At 62.5% G+C, this 16,709-nt stretch carries 12 protein-coding genes; 4 read left to right on the top strand and 8 right to left on the bottom strand.

Annotated elements, in window-relative coordinates; genetic code table 11:
• Positions 1 to 73: 73 nt before the first annotated feature.
• The 4 genes from GJR99_RS05915 to GJR99_RS05930 form a co-directional block, all read right to left on the bottom strand.
• The gene (locus GJR99_RS05915; protein ID WP_151110217.1) at positions 74 to 1,069 is read right to left on the bottom strand and encodes a segregation and condensation protein A; all 996 of its coding nucleotides are present in this window, start codon (positions 1,067 to 1,069) and stop codon (positions 74 to 76) included.
• Positions 1,062 to 4,754 (bottom strand): chromosome segregation protein SMC, encoded by a 3,693-nt coding sequence (gene smc, locus GJR99_RS05920; protein WP_151110220.1) that lies wholly within the window; start codon positions 4,752 to 4,754, stop codon positions 1,062 to 1,064. Before smc ends, GJR99_RS05915 begins: the two co-directional genes overlap by 8 nt.
• Positions 4,755 to 4,837: 83 nt before the next feature.
• Positions 4,838 to 5,140: a DUF7518 family protein gene (locus GJR99_RS05925; RefSeq protein ID WP_151110222.1), complete on the bottom strand. Its 303-nt coding sequence runs from the start codon at positions 5,138 to 5,140 to the stop codon at positions 4,838 to 4,840.
• Between the two features lie 157 nt (positions 5,141 to 5,297).
• A complete protein-coding gene (locus GJR99_RS05930) occupies positions 5,298 to 6,620 on the bottom strand; it encodes an amidohydrolase (RefSeq protein ID WP_151110224.1) in 1,323 nt (440 codons plus the stop codon).
• Positions 6,621 to 6,771: 151 nt separating this feature from the next.
• On the opposite strand from GJR99_RS05930, the gene gatB reads away from it, so the two are divergent.
• Entirely contained in the window at positions 6,772 to 8,262 is a 1,491-nt protein-coding gene (gatB, locus tag GJR99_RS05935) for an Asp-tRNA(Asn)/Glu-tRNA(Gln) amidotransferase subunit GatB (RefSeq protein WP_151110226.1), read from the top strand.
• A gap of 84 nt (positions 8,263 to 8,346) precedes the next feature.
• Here gatB and GJR99_RS05940 read toward each other — a convergent pair whose 3' ends face one another.
• The 3 genes from GJR99_RS05940 to GJR99_RS05950 all read right to left on the bottom strand — a co-directional run bounded on the left by GJR99_RS05940 (position 8,347) and on the right by GJR99_RS05950 (position 10,787).
• On the bottom strand, positions 8,347 to 8,526 hold the full coding sequence (locus GJR99_RS05940) for a hypothetical protein (protein WP_151110228.1): 180 nt from the start codon (positions 8,524 to 8,526) through the stop codon (positions 8,347 to 8,349).
• 74 nt (positions 8,527 to 8,600) lie between these two features.
• Positions 8,601 to 9,281 carry a hypothetical protein gene (locus GJR99_RS05945; protein WP_151110230.1) on the bottom strand — a complete coding sequence of 227 codons (681 nt, stop codon included), beginning with the start codon at positions 9,279 to 9,281 and terminating at the stop codon, positions 8,601 to 8,603.
• Between the two features lie 78 nt (positions 9,282 to 9,359).
• The gene (locus GJR99_RS05950) at positions 9,360 to 10,787 is read right to left on the bottom strand and encodes an MATE family efflux transporter (protein WP_323849364.1); all 1,428 of its coding nucleotides are present in this window, start codon (positions 10,785 to 10,787) and stop codon (positions 9,360 to 9,362) included.
• Between the two features lie 230 nt (positions 10,788 to 11,017).
• On the opposite strand from GJR99_RS05950, the gene GJR99_RS05955 reads away from it, so the two are divergent.
• Both GJR99_RS05955 and GJR99_RS05960 read left to right on the top strand, forming a co-directional pair.
• Positions 11,018 to 13,540 (top strand): DNA topoisomerase I, encoded by a 2,523-nt coding sequence (locus tag GJR99_RS05955; RefSeq protein ID WP_151110234.1) that lies wholly within the window; start codon positions 11,018 to 11,020, stop codon positions 13,538 to 13,540.
• Between the two features lie 124 nt (positions 13,541 to 13,664).
• Positions 13,665 to 14,390: a phosphoglycerol geranylgeranyltransferase gene (locus GJR99_RS05960; RefSeq protein ID WP_151110236.1), complete on the top strand. Its 726-nt coding sequence runs from the start codon at positions 13,665 to 13,667 to the stop codon at positions 14,388 to 14,390.
• 41 nt (positions 14,391 to 14,431) lie between these two features.
• Here GJR99_RS05960 and GJR99_RS05965 read toward each other — a convergent pair whose 3' ends face one another.
• The gene (locus tag GJR99_RS05965) at positions 14,432 to 15,163 is read right to left on the bottom strand and encodes a DUF4013 domain-containing protein (protein ID WP_151110237.1); all 732 of its coding nucleotides are present in this window, start codon (positions 15,161 to 15,163) and stop codon (positions 14,432 to 14,434) included.
• A 155-nt stretch (positions 15,164 to 15,318) separates the two neighbouring features.
• Here GJR99_RS05965 and aspS point away from each other — a divergent pair, with 155 nt between their 5' ends.
• The gene (gene aspS / locus GJR99_RS05970) at positions 15,319 to 16,623 is read left to right on the top strand and encodes an aspartate--tRNA(Asn) ligase (protein WP_151110239.1); all 1,305 of its coding nucleotides are present in this window, start codon (positions 15,319 to 15,321) and stop codon (positions 16,621 to 16,623) included.
• The last annotated feature ends 86 nt before the right edge of the window (positions 16,624 to 16,709 follow it).

Below are 16,709 nucleotides of genomic sequence, written 5' to 3' on the forward strand. Positions count from 1 at the left end.
TGGAGGACGAGAGGCAGTGAAAGGAAGAGATGCAGTAAAGCGACGAGACGCAGCGAACGGACGAGACGGCGAGTCAGTCGTCTGCGACGGCTTCGACTTCTCGTTCGGTCTCGCGTGAGTCGTGTCCTTCGGCGTCGTCGAACGCCTCGGGGTTCCGAATCCAGAGGTCCCCGAACAGTTCGTCTTGCTGGAGGCGGACGATGCTCCGGTGTGCTAAGAACAGGAGCGCGAGATACGTCGTCATCACGGTGTCGGCGACGTGGCGAATCTCGGCGAACAGCACCTCGTCGCGGCCCTTCTCGTAATGGGTCGAAAGCACGTCACCGACTTCTTCGACGATAGCTTCGATATCTTCGTTGTGGGCAGTTCCCGTCACGTCGTCTTCCGTCGGTTCACCGGCACCGCGCATGTCACCGGCGGCGTGATAGTCGAGCGTCTGTGTCCCGCGCGAAAAGCCACGGGGGGATTCAGACGTGTCGTACTGACGGCGGCGCTTCCACCACGACCCGCGTTCCGCCTCGCGGAGTTCGTGAACGAGTTCGTCCAGCGTCTCGGGCGACCCGCGGGCGTGTTTGCGGTCGAGTCGACGGTCCATCTCGTCTTCGAGCGCACTGATGGGGTCGAATCCAGACGCGTCGTCGCCAGGATGACCACCCTCGCCGCCGCCCTGCATGGCGAGTTCCCACGGTTCGAGTTCCTCTTCTTCGGGTTCGTCCGGTGCCAGCAGTTCGTCGGACTTCATCCGCAAGAGGACGCTCGCGTAGAACAGTGCCCGACCGGTGGTCCGGAGGTCCATCGCGTCGAGGCGTTCGAGGAACGCGTCCGTCACGTCGACGATGTCGATGTCCCACGGGTCGATTTGTCCCTCTTTGGCGAGTTGGACGAGGAGTTCGACCGGCTCGACTTCGTCGTCGTCTGACTCCGAGACGTCGTCCGGAAGCACGTCGTCGACAGCGTCGTGTTGCTCGTCCGAATCGAGGTCGGAGTCACCCGAAAACGAGAACGTCTCGCTGTCGTCGGACTCGCCACGGTCCCGTGAGAGGTTCAGTTTCGGGATGTCGTCAGTCATCCGCCGGAACCTCCGGTTCCGTCACTTCGTCGTCGCCGTCACCACCGCTGGTGTCGGTTCCACCGTCTTCGTCTCCGCCATCATCGCCGTCGTCGCCGTCGGTATCGACGCTCTCGTCGCTTGCCTCGCTTCCGCCGAACTGGATGCCGGTGACAGCGCTGACGTTGTCGCCTTGCATCGTCACACCGATTGCGCGCTCGGCGCGTTCGAGCAGGGCAGAGCGATGCGAGACGACGACGAACTGCGCGTCGCCCGCCAAGTCGTCGACCATCTGGCCGACGCGTTCGGCGTTCGCGGCGTCGAGGAACGCGTCGACCTCGTCCAGTGCGTAGAACGGTGCGGGGTTGTGACGCTGGATGGCGAAGATGAACGCGAGCGCCGTCAGCGACTTCTCGCCACCGGACATCGCGTCGAGTCGCTGAATCGGCTTGTCGCCGGGTTGAGCTTTCATCGTCAGGCCCTCTTCGAACGGGTCTTCGGGGTTCTCCAGGTGGAGGTGGCCCGTCCCGTTCGAGAGTCGCTCGAAGATTTCGGTGAAGTTCTCCGCGATTGCGTCGAACGACTCCATGAACGTCTGCTTCTTCTGTGACTCGTACTGCTCGATACGCTCGCTGATGGCGTCACGTTCTTCGACGAGGATGTCACGCCGTTCCTGGAGGTCTTCGAGGTCCGCTTTCACGTCGTCGTACTCGTCGATAGCGAGCATGTTGACGGGTTCGAGCGCCTCCATCTCCTCGGTCAAGCGCTCGATTTCGGACTCGACCGTGCCGTGGTCTGGAATCTCGTCGGGGTCGTAGTCGCCGACTTGGGAGGCGAGTTCGTCTATCTCCCACTCTAGCCGGTCGGCGGCCGACTGCATACTCTCCAGTTTGGATTCGACCGCGTTCACCCGGTCTCTCTTCTCGTCGCGGGCCGACCGCGCCTCACGCACTTCCGTTTGGAGTTCGCTGCGGTCTTCTTTGAGGTCGACTAGTTCCTCTTCGAGTTCTGCAACCGCGTCGCGTCTGTCTTCGAGGTCGCCTTCGCGGTCTTCTATCTTCGACTCGGCTTCCGCGATGGTTTCGCCCGCCTCTGCCTTGCGGTTCTGGGCGGCCTCGACCGTGTCGTGGAGGTCGTCCACTGCGTCTTCGGCGTACTGTTTCTCGAGTTGCACCTCGTTGAGACGGCCGTCGAGCGTCGACATCCGGTCTTCGAGTTCGTCGATATCGGCGCGAATCTCGTCGGCCTTCGCGGTGAGTTCGGGAATCTCCGAGTCCGCGAGTTCCTGTTCGATGTCCGCGATGTCGGCTTCGACCGCCGTAATCTGCTCGTCGAACTCGGCAATCTCGTCGTCGAGGGCCGACATCTGTTCGTCGACCGATTCACGTTCGGACTGGAGTTCGTCGAGGCGGTCGTTCAACCGGTCGATTTCGGCTTCTGCCGCGTCGATGTCTTCTTCTGCGTCTTCGATTTCACGCTCGATTGCGCGAACACGGTCGGCGGCGTCAGAGGCTCGTCCACGGGCGTCTTCCAGGTCGTCGTCGATGTCGCGAATCTCGCCGTTGAGCGAGCGACGGCGGTCTTCGAGTTTCGTAATCTCCTTGGCGATGCGTTCGAGACGGCCTTCGCCCGACTTCGAGAAGGAGTACCGAGAGCCACCGCCGGACCCCCCGGTCATCGCACCGGAGCGTTCGACCAGGTCACCGTCGAGGGTGACCATACGGTAGTCGCCCATGAGGGCGCGAGCGGTCTGCATGTCTTCGACGACGAGCGTCGACCCGAGGACGTACGAGAAGATGGATTCGTACTGGGAGTCGTAGTCGACGAGGTTGCGTGCGAAGTCCACGACACCAGAGTGATTTGGCTTGCGCGGCAGGCCACGGTTGTCCATCTTCGTGATGGGCAGGAACGTCGCCCGACCCGCGTTCCGGGACTTCAGGTGGTCGATACAGGACGACCCGACGCCGTCGTCGTCGACGACCACGTTTGCGAGACGGCCACCGGCGGCCGTCTCACAGGCTTTGGCGTACTCGCCATCGACCGACCCGAGTTGGCCGACTGCGCCGTGGACGCCCGAGAGACCGGCGTTGAGGATGGTCGTGACCGCCCGTGGCCACGAGTTGTCACCGTCAGACCCAGCACGTGCTTCGAGACGGGCGTACTCGCTTTGCTTGGTCTGGAGTTCGTCGTTGACCTCCGAGAGGTCGTCTTTCAACTCGGCCTTCTCGGCTTGCAGGTCTTCGATGATTCCGTCTATCTTCGCTTTGTTCTTCTCGGCGGTGTCGAGTTCGCTGTGCAGGTCAGAGAGCGTCGCCTTCAGTTCGGGAATCCGGTCGTGGGCGGCCTCGATATCTGCTTGCGTCTCAGAGATTTCGTTCGAGCGCCGGCGAGCGTCGTCGAGGAGTCGGTCTTTCGCCCGCTGGCGGTCGTTCTTCTCGTCTTTGAGTTCGTCGAGCGCCTCTTTTTTCTCCGTGAGTTCGGATTTCAGTTCGTCGAACTCGGTGTCGACCGAGTCGATTTCGGCCTGCACTTCGGAGAGTTCGACCTGCTTGGACTGAATGTCGCTTTTGACCGACGCCTTCTCGACTTTGATTTCGCGGATGTCGCCGGAGAGGTCGTCTATCTTCTCTTGTTTGCGGTCGATGTCGACGAACGCCTTTCGTCGCTCCGCTTCGGCGTCGTCGCGTTTCTCCTCGGCCGCTTCGATGGAGTTCTCGAGGCGTGCGATGTCGCCTTTTATCTCCTCCATCTCGGATTTGATGCGGAGTTGTTCGTCCTCGCCCTTGCGTTCGATTTCGTGGGTGAGGTCTTCGAGGTCCTCTTCGAGACGGGTGACTTTCCCCTGTTTCTCGTCGAGTTCGGCCTGGAGGGTTTCGAGTTTGGATTCGGTCGACTCGATACGAGATTCTGTGCGCGATAAGTCGTCGCGTTTGTCCTCGAGTTCCGCCGCCTTCAGGTACCCTTCGTACTCTTCTTTCTCGTCGCGGAGGTTCTTGTACTGGAGCGCAGTCTCTCGTTCGTCCGCGAGTTGGTCGAGACGTGTCTCCTTTTCTCCGATTCGAAGGTCGGCCTCGTCGACGCGCTCTTCGACCGCCTCTAACTCCTCGTAGGCGGCGTCTTTCTTCGCGTCGAACTCCGCGACGCCGGCGATCTCGTCGATGATGCCCCGGCGCTGATAGGGCGTCATGTTGATAATCTCGGTCACGTCGCCCTGCATGACGACGTTGTAGCCCTCCGGCGTGATACCGGCCTGCGCCAGCAGGTCTTTGATGTCCGAGAGGTTGACCGAGCGCTCGTTGAGGTAGTAGTACGAGTAGTAGTTGTCCGGCGTCTCCTTGACGCGGCGCTTGATGGTGATTTCGTCGACGTTGCCGACGTTGTCTGTGCCGGCGGCGTTGACGACCTGCGAGCGGTCGAGCGTCCCCTCGGAGTTGTCGAGGACGACGGTGACACTGGCTTCTTTCGGCTGTTTCGCCGCCTCGTCACTCCCGTCGGCGTGACCGGGGTTGTAGATGAGGTCTGTTAGCTTCTCGGCGCGAATCCCGCGGGTACGGGCGAGGCCGAGGGCGAACAGGACGCCATCGATGATGTTCGACTTCCCGGAACCGTTCGGGCCCGTAACGACCGTGAAATCCTCGTAGAAGGGGATACGGGTCGGCCGCCCGAAGCTCTTGAAACCGTCAAGGACGAGCTCTTTGATGTGCATGTGTTGGTGTTCACGCGGGCGACGCCCGCAAGGGAACGCGCCGCATGGACACGAGGGCGCGTTAACGTAGTCAGCGCGCCCGATTACGCGACGATGATGTCGTCGTCGGGAGTCTGACTTTCTTCTTCGTCAGAAGCGTCGGCCTCATCCGGTTTAGTCTCATCGCCGTCGGCCGAGTCCGCCGCGGGGGCGTCCTCGGACGCGGTCTCTTCGGCAGGAGTCCAGTCGCCGCGTCGGCGTGCGGCGCGCGTCGGCACTTCCACGTCGTTGGCGTCTTCGAGTTGTCGAAGTCGCTCTTTGGATTCGACGAGTTCCTCGGTGAGTCCGTTCACCGCGGCCTGCAGCTCTGCAACTTTAGATTCGAGTTCCTCCACCCGATTACTCATGGGTACAATAGCCCCGCGCGTGAGACATAAATGTGCGTCAGACAATCACCGGAAATGTGATACGTGTGTGACGGGATACTGGCTGCTTCGGCCGCCTCGCGGGTCGAGTGGCAGTCGGGTCGGGGCCCGAACTCAGTCGCGGGACGAATCCACGGTGTTACTCACGATACGATTCAGTCGTCGTCGCACGGAAAGCGCGAACTGCTTCGAGGTAGTCATCTCGTGTCCGTTTCTCTGCTTTCGCGTCCCGGAGTTCGTCCATCGCTTCGGGGTCGGTGAGCACGTCGACGAGCATGCACGCCGTGAGTTTGGCCGGGATGACGTACGCCATCTCCTCGTCGACGACGCGGAAGTCGCGGGCGTGGACCGCACCCTCGAACCCGCCAGTCCACGGGTGGATGCCGGGGACGAGTTGCGTGACGTCGCCCATATCTGTCGACCCCGAGAGGTGTGTTTGCCCCTCGGTGACGGCGTCTGGGCCGACGATATCGCGTGCGTTCTCGTCGTACAGCGCTGCGAGCGTCTCGTTCGTCTGCAACGGCATGTAGCCGGGATAGTCTTCGATACCGACGTCGCCACCGACGCCCATCGCACCGGACGCGAGTGCGCGGTTGACCGACTGATTCACCTCCGAAACGGCTTCGATGGAGGCCGCGCGGACGTACGACTCCATGGTCACTTCGGCCGGAACGACGTTCACTCCGTCGCCGCCGCGCGTGACGATTGGATGCACGCGAACGTGGTCTTCGTCGCGGAAGGTCTCTCGCTGGGCGTGGACTGCGTTCATCCCGAGCGTCGCCGCGTTGAGGGCGTTGATACCTTCCTCTGGGGCAGCACCCGCGTGGGCTTCGGTTCCTCGGTACGTGACGAACTTCCCGACGAATCCGTTGGTCGAGAAGCTACTCGTAATCGTTCGCTCCGGCGTGTTGCTGCCGGCGTGCATCATCGCGGCGACGTCCCAGTCGTCGACGTAGCCGCGACGAATGAGTTCTTGCTTGCCACCGAAGAACTCGATGTCCCCCGCTTCGAGGAGTTGTCGCCGGTAATCGAGGTCGAGATACTCTTCGGCAGGGACGGCCACGAACTCGACTGCGCCGTCGAGGTCGTCGACGACACCGCTTCCGACGAGGCCGATGGCTGAGCCGACGAGGTGGGCGAGTTGGGCGTTGTGGCCGCAGGCGTGGACTGCGCCGGTTTCGGGGTCTGCGAGCGGGTGGTCGGGGTTGACCAACGCGTCGAGTTCGCCGAGAACGGCCGCGACGAAGTCTCCAGACCCCGCACGGGCACGGGCACCGGTAATCGCGAGTTCCGTCTCGACGTCGAGGTCGAGAGATTCGAACAGCGAGACGACTTTCTTCGTCGTCTCGACTTCTTTGTAGCCGAGTTCGGGTTCGGACTGCACGTCTTTCGCGAACGCGACGATATCGTCTGCGCGGGCGTCGATAGCGTCGCAGACACGCGTTTTGAGTTCCTCGGTCATCTGGGCTACGCGTCGAGAGGAAGTGCGACGTGATAAGTGGAACCACCCCACGTTCCGATTCGAACGCGAGTGGAGTCGAGTGGCCGACGACGACCCACCCGCACGCGCCCGTCCCGTTAGTCTTTAGCCCACCGCCGTCGAAGCGCGCCCAATGACTGCGCAAGCGCTCGAACAGCGCGAACTCGCGGTCGTCATCGGGTTGGAAGTCCACGTTCAACTCGAGACGTCCACGAAGATTTTCTGTGGCTGTTCGACCGAGCCTGCTGAAGACGAGGAGCCGAACACCCGCGTGTGCCCGGTCTGTCTCGGGTTACCGGGTGCCCTCCCAGTACTCAACGAGAAAGCCGTCGAGTCGGCGGTGAAAATCGGTAAGGCGCTCGACGCCACGATTGCCGAAGACACCCGGTTCCACCGGAAGAACTACTACTACCCCGACCTGCCGAAGAACTTCCAGATTACGCAGTACGACGCGCCAATCTGTGCCGACGGGACCATCGAAGTCGCCGTCGAAGGCAAGCGACGCGACATCGGCATCACACGCGCCCACCTCGAAGAGGACCCCGGAAGTCTCCAGCACAAAGGCGGGAGCATCGACACCGCAGACTACACCCTCGTCAACTACAACCGCGCCGGAACGCCGCTGATGGAAATCGTCACGGAACCCGACTTCCGCAGTCCGCAAGAGACCCGCGCGTTCCTCGCGAAACTCGAAGAGGTCCTCGAATATCTCGGTGTCTTCGACGCCACCCGTGACGGGTCGCTCCGTATCGACGCCAACATCTCGCTCGTCCCCGCCGACGAAGTCGCAGAGGACGGTTCTATCTCCGACGAGACGCTCGAAGCGGCGAACCGGACCGAGGTCAAGAACATCTCGAGTCACAAGGGTGCAGAGAAGGCCCTCGCCTACGAGGTCACGCGACAGAAGAACGCCGTCAAGCGTGGCCGGGCTATCGAGCAGGAGACCCGCCACTGGGACGAATCCCGCGGCATCACCGTCTCGATGCGCTCGAAAGAAGAGGAGAAAGATTACCGCTACTTCCAGGAGGCCGACCTCCCGCCGCTTCAGGTCGCCCACTGGAAAGCAGAGATTCCGATTCCGGAACTCCCAGACGCTCGACGCGACCGGTTCCAGACCGAGTACGGCCTCGACGAGGAATCCGCCTCGAAACTCACCTCCACGAAGGAAGTCGCAGACTTCTTCGAGAACGTCGCTGCCGAGTTCGACGCCGACCTCGCCGCGACGTGGGTCGCCGACAACCTGCTGGGCGAACTCAACTACCGCGACATGCTCATCACCGACGTGTCCGACCGACTCGACGAGTTCACTCGCCTCGTCGAACTCGTCGACGCCGACGAGGTGACGACGAAGAACGCCGAAGAAATCGTCCTCCGCAAGATGCTCGACGAGGGCACCGACCCCGACACCATCGTCGAGGAAGCAGGCCTCGGCAAGGCCGACGACGACGAAATCGGTGGGTTCGTCCAGGACGCTATCGACGAGAACCCCGACGCTGTCGCCGACTACCACGAAGGCGAAGGCGGCGCGCTGAACTTCCTCGTCGGACAGGTCATGCAGAAGTCCAAGGGGAGTGCCGACCCCGGCACGGTGAACCAACTGCTCCGCGAGAAACTCGACGAATAATCTGCGCGGCGGCCCGACATCCGTCGGTCACCTCACCGACTCTTCTCTTTGGTATCTCTTCCGACCGGTGACGTCGAACAGTCGTCAGTCCGTCTTGTGGCGGACGTACTGCTCGAACGCGACGAACTCGGTCGACCCACAAGCCGCGCACTCGTCGGGGGCGCTGTAGTGGTACGTTCCGCCGTCGTGCGAGACTGTTCCGGCGTACACCGAGTGGCAGTTGTCACAGACGTATCGCTCTGGCAGTTCAGGGGTGTGCGACATAGGAGTGTATTGGACGCCCAAGTACATGATACTAGGCTGCCACGACGTTCGAACAGATGAGATGACACAACCAGTCAGTCACGACTGAGGAGCATCGCCACCCCGTAGACGACGGCGAAGAACGACAGGATGGCTTCGGCCGTCGGGTTCGACGCCATCCCGCTCGAACCGGACTGGTAGACCACGTAGTACTCGCCGTCGAGTTCGAACACGCGACCCTCCCCTTCGGCTGTCCAGAGTGGTTCGTCAGTCTGTATCCGTTCCTGTCGAATCGCCCGCTCGGCAGCAGAATCCGGATAGTTCGAGAGCGACTGGGCGACGTCGTCGAGGGCGGTCTTCGCTGCTGTCCGCTCCGTCGAGAGGACGAACTGGCCGTCTTCCCACGTCGAATTGTACGCGTAGACTCGGCCGTCACTGTACGCGAGATACTGCTCGTCGGTGGCGAGATAGCCCGACGTACTCGACGTGATGGTGGGATGGTCGATTTTTACACTCTCGTTCAACGTCAGCGCTTCCAGCGTGCAGTACCGCGTGTCCGCCGTCCCCAGCCAACAGTCGAAGCCGTCGATGCCGTGGTGCATATCGTATCGTGCGCTCCCGTCGAGGACCTCCAGACGGTTCTCTTCGACCGTTATCTCGGTCGATTCGTAGACGTAATCGGTGCCGGTCACGTCGAGTGCAGGCCCCCAAAACGGGTTCGTCACGAGAAGGAGGGCGACGAGGAGGCGACGCGTCTGGCGGGAGGGCAGTCGCATACGCACTCGCCACACTCTCGCGAAAAAGTCGTTTCGGCTGTCAGGTGGCGTGCAACGTCCCGCGGCCGAAGGCGACCCTCAGTCGTCGTCCGCCGCCGGCACTGGGTCGTGGTCCAACACGCCCTCACGCCAGGTTCCGACGCGGAACCACGCGACTGCGACGACGAACGACCCGACTGCACCCGCGACGTAGGCCCACCAGAGCCCCTCCACGCCCCACCCGAGACTGGAGACGGGACCGAGTCCAGGAATCGTGACGGTCCACGTGAAGGCGACCGCGACCGCGACAGGGACACGGAAAATCCACCGCGAGAGGAACGACAGCGCCATCGCGGCTTTCGTGATACCGGCACCACGGAAGGCACCTTGTATGACCATGACGCCGCCGAAGAACGCCCACGACGGAGCGACGATACGGAGGAAGGTGACTCCCTCGTCGATGACGGCCTGTTCGTCGATGAACAGTCGCATGGCTTCGACGGGGAACACCACCACGAGTCCGGCGGCGGTAAAGAGAAGCGCCATCGTCGCCGCCATAGCGGTCCACGTGACCGTCGCGGCGCGGTCCGGTGTTCGCGCACCGAGGTTTTGGCCGACGCCGGTCGAGGTGGCCTGTCCGACTGCACCCGAAACCGACCACGAGACAGACATCAGCCGGACACCGATACCGTAGGCCGCGGTGGCGATGGGGCCGAACCGGGCGACGAACGCTGCCATGACGACAGCCGAAAAGCTCCGTGCCCAGCCGTCGAGCGTCGCCGGAGACCCGATGTCGACGAGTTTCTTCAGTCGCTTCGGGTCGGGGCGCAGGTCTTCGAGGTGGAGTTTGACCCCCCAGTCACCGCGCAGGAGGATGTAGACACCGACTGCCGTCGCGAACAGTCGTGCGACGAACGTGGCGATGGCCGCACCACGCGTCCCCATTCCTGAAATCGGCCCATAGCCGAGGATGAGAATCGGGTCGAGGACGACGTTCAAGCCCGCCGAGACGACCATGAGCCACATCGCCGTCTTGGTGTCGCCTGCGCCCTGCAACGCCGCACGAAACGCGAAGAAGAGGAACGTAAGCGGGAGCGAGAGGAAGATGACCTCGATGTATGCGAGCGCTTCCGTGTAGACGGCTCCTTGCGCGCCGATGAGGTCTAACAACGGGTGTCGGAAGACGAACCCGAGCGTCGCGAGCGCGACCGAGACGGCAATCGTCAACAGAATCGTCTGTCCGACGACGTGGTCGGCTTCTCTGTCTTCACCAGCGCCGACGTGCTGGGAGACGAGCGCAATCGTCGCCGCAGTGATTCCCATGGCCGTCGAGACGAACATCCAACTCATCGGAAACATCAGCGAGACGGCGGCGACGGCGTCTGCTCCCACTCGACCGACCCAGAACACGTCAGCGAGATTGTACAGTGTCTGGAGGAGGTTGCCGGCGACGAGAGGCCACGAGAGGGCGAACAGTTTGGGGGTAATCGCCCCATCTGTCATGTCTATTCGCGAATCACTCGACACGTTCGCACGGTTAGTGCGCGCCGCGTTAAGGATGTGGGTCTCGGAACTCGTCGGAGAGAACCGCCGCCACTGGTACCAGATAGAACCACCGCCACGGGTACCATTCACCTCTCGCGCGCGAGGCGTGCGCGCCCTCACTCGCACATGCCCGTATACGCACGTATTGGGGCTTCTATGGGCCGAATACGGGCACGAAAGGTTTAGGACGCCCCCCGACTAATCGCCGGCCAATGAGTCGTGGCCCCGACCTCATCATCACGGAGAAGGACAACGCCGCGAGGCGTATCGCCGACATCTTGAGCGGCGAGACGGCCTCTGCAGAGCGAATGAACGGCGTGAACGTCTACAAGTGGGGCGGCAAGCGCTGTATCGGCCTCTCTGGTCACGTCGTCGGTGTGGACTTCCCACCGGAGTACAACGACTGGCGTGACGTCGAACCGGTCGAACTCATCAGCGCTCCCGTCGAGAAACACCCCACACAAGAGAACATCGTCGCTGCCCTCCGACGACTCGCCCGCAAGGCTGGCAACGTCACCATCGCGACAGACTACGACCGCGAGGGAGAACTCATCGGCAAGGAGGCGTACGAACTCGTCCGCGAGGTGAACGAAGACGTCCCCGTCGACCGGGTTCGCTTTTCGTCCATCACGAAACGCGAAGTGACAGACGCGTTCGAGAACCCCGACGAACTCGACTTCGACCTGGCCGCCGCCGGCGAGGCCAGACAGATTATCGACCTCGTGTGGGGGGCCGCACTGACGCGGTTCCTCTCGCTTTCGGCCCGGCAACTCGGAAACGACTTCATCTCTGTCGGCCGGGTGCAGGGACCGACGCTGAAACTCATCGTCGACCGCGAGCGCGAAATCGAAGCGTTCGACCCCGAAGACTACTGGGAACTGTTCTCTAAGCTGACGAAGGACGCCGACGGGGCCGCCGAATCCTTCGAAGCCCAGTACTTCTACCTCGACGACGACGGCACCGAAGCAGAGCGTGTCTGGGACGAGGAGGCCGCCGAGTCGGCCTACGAGACGCTCCTCGGTGTCGATTCTGCCGAAGTTACGGCGGTCAAGCGACGCACCCGAACCGACAAGCCACCCGCGCCGTTCAACACCACGCAGTTCATCCGCGCCGCCGGGTCGATTGGCTACTCTGCCCAACGGGCGATGAGTATCGCAGAAGACCTCTACACCGCAGGGTACATCACCTACCCGCGGACCGACAACACGGTCTACCCGGAGGACTTGGACCCGCGCGAACTCCTCGGCGCGTTCGAGGGTGACCGCCGGTTCAAAGACGACGCGGAGTCGCTCCTCGAACAAGAGGAGATAGAACCGACCGAAGGCGACAACGAGACGACCGACCACCCGCCAATTCACCCGACGGGCGAACTTCCGTCGGCGTCTGACCTCTCCGAAGACGAGTGGGACGTGTACGAACTCGTCGTTCGGCGCTTCTTCGCCACCGTCGCTGAGGACGCCGTGTGGGAACACCTCCGCGTCGTCGCCGAGGCGGCCGGCCTCTCTCTGAAAGCCAACGGCAAGCGCCTCCTCGAAGCGGGCTACCACGACGTCTACCCGTACTTCAACTCCACCGAGTCGTTCGTCCCGGACGTCGAAGAAGGCGAGTCGCTCGCCGTCACCGACACCCACCTCGACGCCAAGCAGACGCAACCGCCGCGTCGCTACGGGCAGTCGCGTCTCATCGAGACGATGGAACAGATGGGTATCGGGACGAAAGCCACCCGGCACGACGTGATTCAGAAGCTCTACGACCGTGGCTACATCGAGAGCGACCCGCCGCGTCCGACCCGCCTCGCGCGGGCCGTCGTGGAGTCGTCCGAGGACTTCGCCAAACTCATCGTCAGCGAGGAGATGACCTCGCAACTCGAATCCGACATGATGGCTATCGCCCGCGGCGAGGCCACACTCGAGGACGTGACCGAGGAGTCCAAAGAGATTCTCCAGGACGTGTTCGAGGGTCTGATGGAGTCACGCGAGGAACTCGGCAAGCAACTCCAAGATTCCCTGAAAGCCGACAAGACCGTCGGGCCGTGTCCCGACTGCGGCGGCGACCTCGTCGTCAGAAAGAGTCGCCGCGGGTCGTACTTCATCGGGTGTGACTCCTACCCCGACTGTACGTACACACTCCCACTGCCATCGACCGGGAAACCACTCATCATGGAAGATACCTGCGAGGAACACGACCTCCACCACATCAAGATGCTCGCGGGACGCAAGACGTTCGTCCACGGCTGTCCGCTCTGCAAGGCCGAAGAGGCCGACGAAGAAGAGGACCTGGTCATCGGTGCGTGTCCCGACTGCGGCGAAGAAGAAGGTGGCGAACTCGCAATCAAACGCCTCCGCTCCGGGTCGCGTCTCGTCGGGTGTACGCGCTACCCCGACTGCGACTACTCGCTTCCCCTCCCGCGTCGGGGCGACATCGAAGTCACCGACGACTCGTGTGAAGAACACGACCTGCCGGAACTGCGTATCACCTACGACGGTGACCGCGAACCGTGGGAACTCGGCTGTCCCATCTGCAACTTCCGCGAGTATCAGGCCCAGCAGAACAGCGCAAGCGGGTCCGAGTTAGAGAGCATCAAAGGAATCGGTTCGAAGACCGCCGAGAAACTGAAAGACGCCGGGTTCGAAGACGTGAAGACCCTGAAGGCGGCCGAACCGGACGACGTGGCAGCAAAAGTCGAAGGCATCGGTGCGGACACGGTTCGGAAGTGGCAGTCGGCGGCTGATTAAGAACCGCTGGCCGAACGCCACCACGACGACGCCGTTTTGCAGAATCTACCGAACCTGTTGTTTAGCTCACGACTCGCTAATTCATCCGCACGCTTTTTAGGCCCCCTCCGGCATAGACGGACTAATGAGCTATCCGTGGGAAGACTGGGACCACATCACCAAAATCGACCCAGACAAAGACCTGGTCGACGGAGAGACGTTCGAAGACGTGTGCCAGACCGGCACCGACGCGCTCGAAATCGGTGGCACCCTCGACATCACCGAAGAGAAGATGGAGCGCGTCATCCAGGCGACGTCGAAGTACGACGTGCCAATCTATCAAGAGCCATCGAACCCCGGCGTCGTCATCGACGACCCCGGACTCGACGGCTACCTCATCCCGACGGTGTTCAACGCCAGCGACTCCTTCTGGATTACCGGCGCGCACAAAGAGTGGGTCCGCATCGAAGACGGTCTCGACTGGGACCGCACCCACACCGAGGCGTACATCGTGATGAATCCCGAGTCGTCGGTCGCCGAGTACACCGACGCAGACACGGACCAGTCCGCCGAAGACGTGGCCTCGTTCGCGCGCGTCGCCGAGAAGATGTTCGGCCAGAACATCATCTACATCGAGTACTCTGGAACGTACGGCGACCCCGAGAAGGTCGGTGCGGCCCACGACGCCCTCGACGACGCGACGCTGTTCTACGGCGGCGGCATCCACGACTACGACACGGCCTACGAGATGGGTCAGAACGCCGACGTCGTCGTCGTCGGCAACCTCCTGCACGACGAAGGCGTCGACGCAGTCCGTGAGACCGTCGAAGGCGCGAAAGACGCGTCTGCAGAACTCGTCGGCGCGGAGTAACGCCACGGCGAACCGGCCACTCTCTCAGTCTCTCTTCTCGATTACGCCGACTCGACTCCAGCGAAGGCTGGTTGCTGGTCTGTCCAGGTGTCAACTTCCGACTGTCTCATCCCTCGTCCGAGGAGCGTCGCGGCCGCGACGAGCGTCAGAAACGACACACATGCGGTGAACACGACGCCGGCCACGGGCGACGTGCCAACGAAGAAGCCGAGCAGTCGACCACCGAAGACGACGAGCGCGGACGCAGAGACGACCGACACGAACGAGGTGTCGGACGCGAGGCCACGAATCAGTGGAATCGATGCGGCGAACGAGCGTTCAGAGGCGAGCGCGACGGTCGCTGCGGCGGTGAGATACGCCCCACCGAGCGCGGCAATCCCCGCGAGGGCGAGACCGAGTACGTCGAACACCGAGACGTCGAGATACTGGAGTATCTGCGGGTCAGACACAGCGGCGGCAACGGTGAGGGATGCACTCGACGAACCGAGAACGAGTGTCACGAGCGCAAGTGCAGGGAGTTGGAGCACCACGAAGACTGCCGAGAGGCGGGCCCCCTCGACTGCCATGTCCGCGAGGTCGTCGAACAGCGGAAGTGCAGACGCGCCACCGAAACCAGCCCGAACGAGTCGGACGACGTAGCCGGCGAGGAGTACACCGGCCAGCGGTGTCGTGAACGACGCGAGCGTCACGAGACTGCCGACGACGACGGTGTCGAGCGACGAGTCTCGGGCGAAAGGGAGCGAAAACGCGGCTTCGAAATCTGAACTGTCCATGTCTGGGGCGGAGTGGTCCCGGTTTCGTATATAAACCTAGACCCGTTGGTCTGGTCTCGCAGACACAGCCGTCGTCAGACAACGTGACATGGTACTGAGTGACGCTCGAAGTCGAAACGACCGTATTTATACCGGACGGTCGGGAAACACGTCGTATGCGAAACCGAACGTACACGGCCGACGCCGAACCCGGCGACACGGTCACCGTCGCCGGCTGGGTTCACGAGATTCGTGACCTCGGCGGTATCGCGTTCCTGATTCTCCGCGATACGACGGGCAAGATTCAGGTCAAGTTCGAGAAAGACGACATGGACGAGGAACTCGTCGAGACGGGTCTCGGCGTCCACCGCGAGAGCGTCATCACCGTCACCGGTGAGGTCGCAGAAGAACCCCGCGCACCGACGGGCGTCGAAATCACGCCCGAGAGCCTCGACGTCGTTGCAGAGGCAGAAGCGCAGCTCCCGCTCGACCCCTCCGGGAAGGTCGACGCCGAACTCTCGACGCGCCTCGACAACCGCACGCTCGACCTCCGCAAGGACGAAGTGAAGGCAATCTTCGAGATTCGCGCCGAAGTCCAGCGCGCCGTCCGCGAGAAGTTCCGTGACCTCCACGCGACCGAGATCAACACGCCGAAAATCGTCGCCACGGGGACCGAAGGCGGTACCGAGCTCTTCCCCATCACGTACTTCGGCAAAGAGGCGTTCATGAACCAGTCGCCACAGCTGTTCAAGCAGCTGATGGTCGGCTCCGGTCTCGAACGCGTCTTCGAAGTCGGCCCGATCTTCCGCGCCGAAGAGCACAACACGCCGCGCCACCTCAACGAAGCGACCTCCATCGACTTCGAGTCGGCGTTCATCGACCACACGGAAGCGATGGACGTCTGTGAGGCCGTCGTCAAGGCCGCCTACGAGGCAGTCGAGGAGAACTGTCAGGACCAGCTCGAAGCACTCGACCTGCAGGACGAGTTCGAAGCGCCGTCTGGCGAGTTCCCCCGCCTCACCTACGAAGAGGCCATCCAGCGCATCAACGCGACGGGCGAACTCGACGAGCAACTCGTCTGGGGCGACGACCTGCCGACCGAAGGCGAGAAAGCACTCGGCGAAGACGTCGGAACGCACTACTTCATCACCGACTGGCCGAGCGAAATCAAGCCGTTCTACATCAAGGACCACGACGACGACGAGACGCTCTCGACGGGCTTCGACATGATGCACCCGAACATGGAACTCGTCTCCGGTGGCCAGCGTGAACACCGCTACGACCAGCTCGTCGCAGGCTTCGAACAGCAGGGTCTCGACCCCGACGCGTTCGAGTACTACACGAAGATGTTCAAGTACGGGATGCCCCCGCACGCAGGCTTCGGTCTCGGCGGCGAGCGTCTCATCATGACGATGCTCGGACTGGAGAACATCCGTGAGGCAGTTCTGTTCCCGCGAGACAGACAACGCCTGAGTCCGTAGACGAAGGCGTTTCTGCGAGCGGGAGCTCGTCGGGCGAACGAAGTGAGTCCGACGGTGTTCCCGCGAGCCCGGCAGCGTCTGTCGCC

The organism is Haloferax marinum, from assembly GCF_009674625.1.
Lineage (GTDB): Archaea > Halobacteriota > Halobacteria > Halobacteriales > Haloferacaceae > Haloferax > Haloferax marinum.

What these genes read in the sequence shown, in the direction of transcription:
- GJR99_RS05915 (WP_151110217.1), bottom strand. Translation starts at nt 1,069, where the DNA reads ATGACTGACGACATCCCGAAACTGAACCTCTCACGGGACCGTGGCGAG.
- smc (WP_151110220.1), bottom strand. Translation starts at nt 4,754, where the DNA reads ATGCACATCAAAGAGCTCGTCCTTGACGGTTTCAAGAGCTTCGGGCGG.
- GJR99_RS05925 (WP_151110222.1), bottom strand. Translation starts at nt 5,140, where the DNA reads ATGAGTAATCGGGTGGAGGAACTCGAATCTAAAGTTGCAGAGCTGCAG.
- GJR99_RS05930 (WP_151110224.1), bottom strand. Translation starts at nt 6,620, where the DNA reads ATGACCGAGGAACTCAAAACGCGTGTCTGCGACGCTATCGACGCCCGC.
- gatB (WP_151110226.1), top strand. Translation starts at nt 6,772, where the DNA reads ATGACTGCGCAAGCGCTCGAACAGCGCGAACTCGCGGTCGTCATCGGG.
- GJR99_RS05940 (WP_151110228.1), bottom strand. Translation starts at nt 8,526, where the DNA reads ATGTCGCACACCCCTGAACTGCCAGAGCGATACGTCTGTGACAACTGC.
- GJR99_RS05945 (WP_151110230.1), bottom strand. Translation starts at nt 9,281, where the DNA reads ATGCGACTGCCCTCCCGCCAGACGCGTCGCCTCCTCGTCGCCCTCCTT.
- GJR99_RS05955 (WP_151110234.1), top strand. Translation starts at nt 11,018, where the DNA reads ATGAGTCGTGGCCCCGACCTCATCATCACGGAGAAGGACAACGCCGCG.
- GJR99_RS05960 (WP_151110236.1), top strand. Translation starts at nt 13,665, where the DNA reads ATGAGCTATCCGTGGGAAGACTGGGACCACATCACCAAAATCGACCCA.
- GJR99_RS05965 (WP_151110237.1), bottom strand. Translation starts at nt 15,163, where the DNA reads ATGGACAGTTCAGATTTCGAAGCCGCGTTTTCGCTCCCTTTCGCCCGA.
- aspS (WP_151110239.1), top strand. Translation starts at nt 15,319, where the DNA reads ATGCGAAACCGAACGTACACGGCCGACGCCGAACCCGGCGACACGGTC.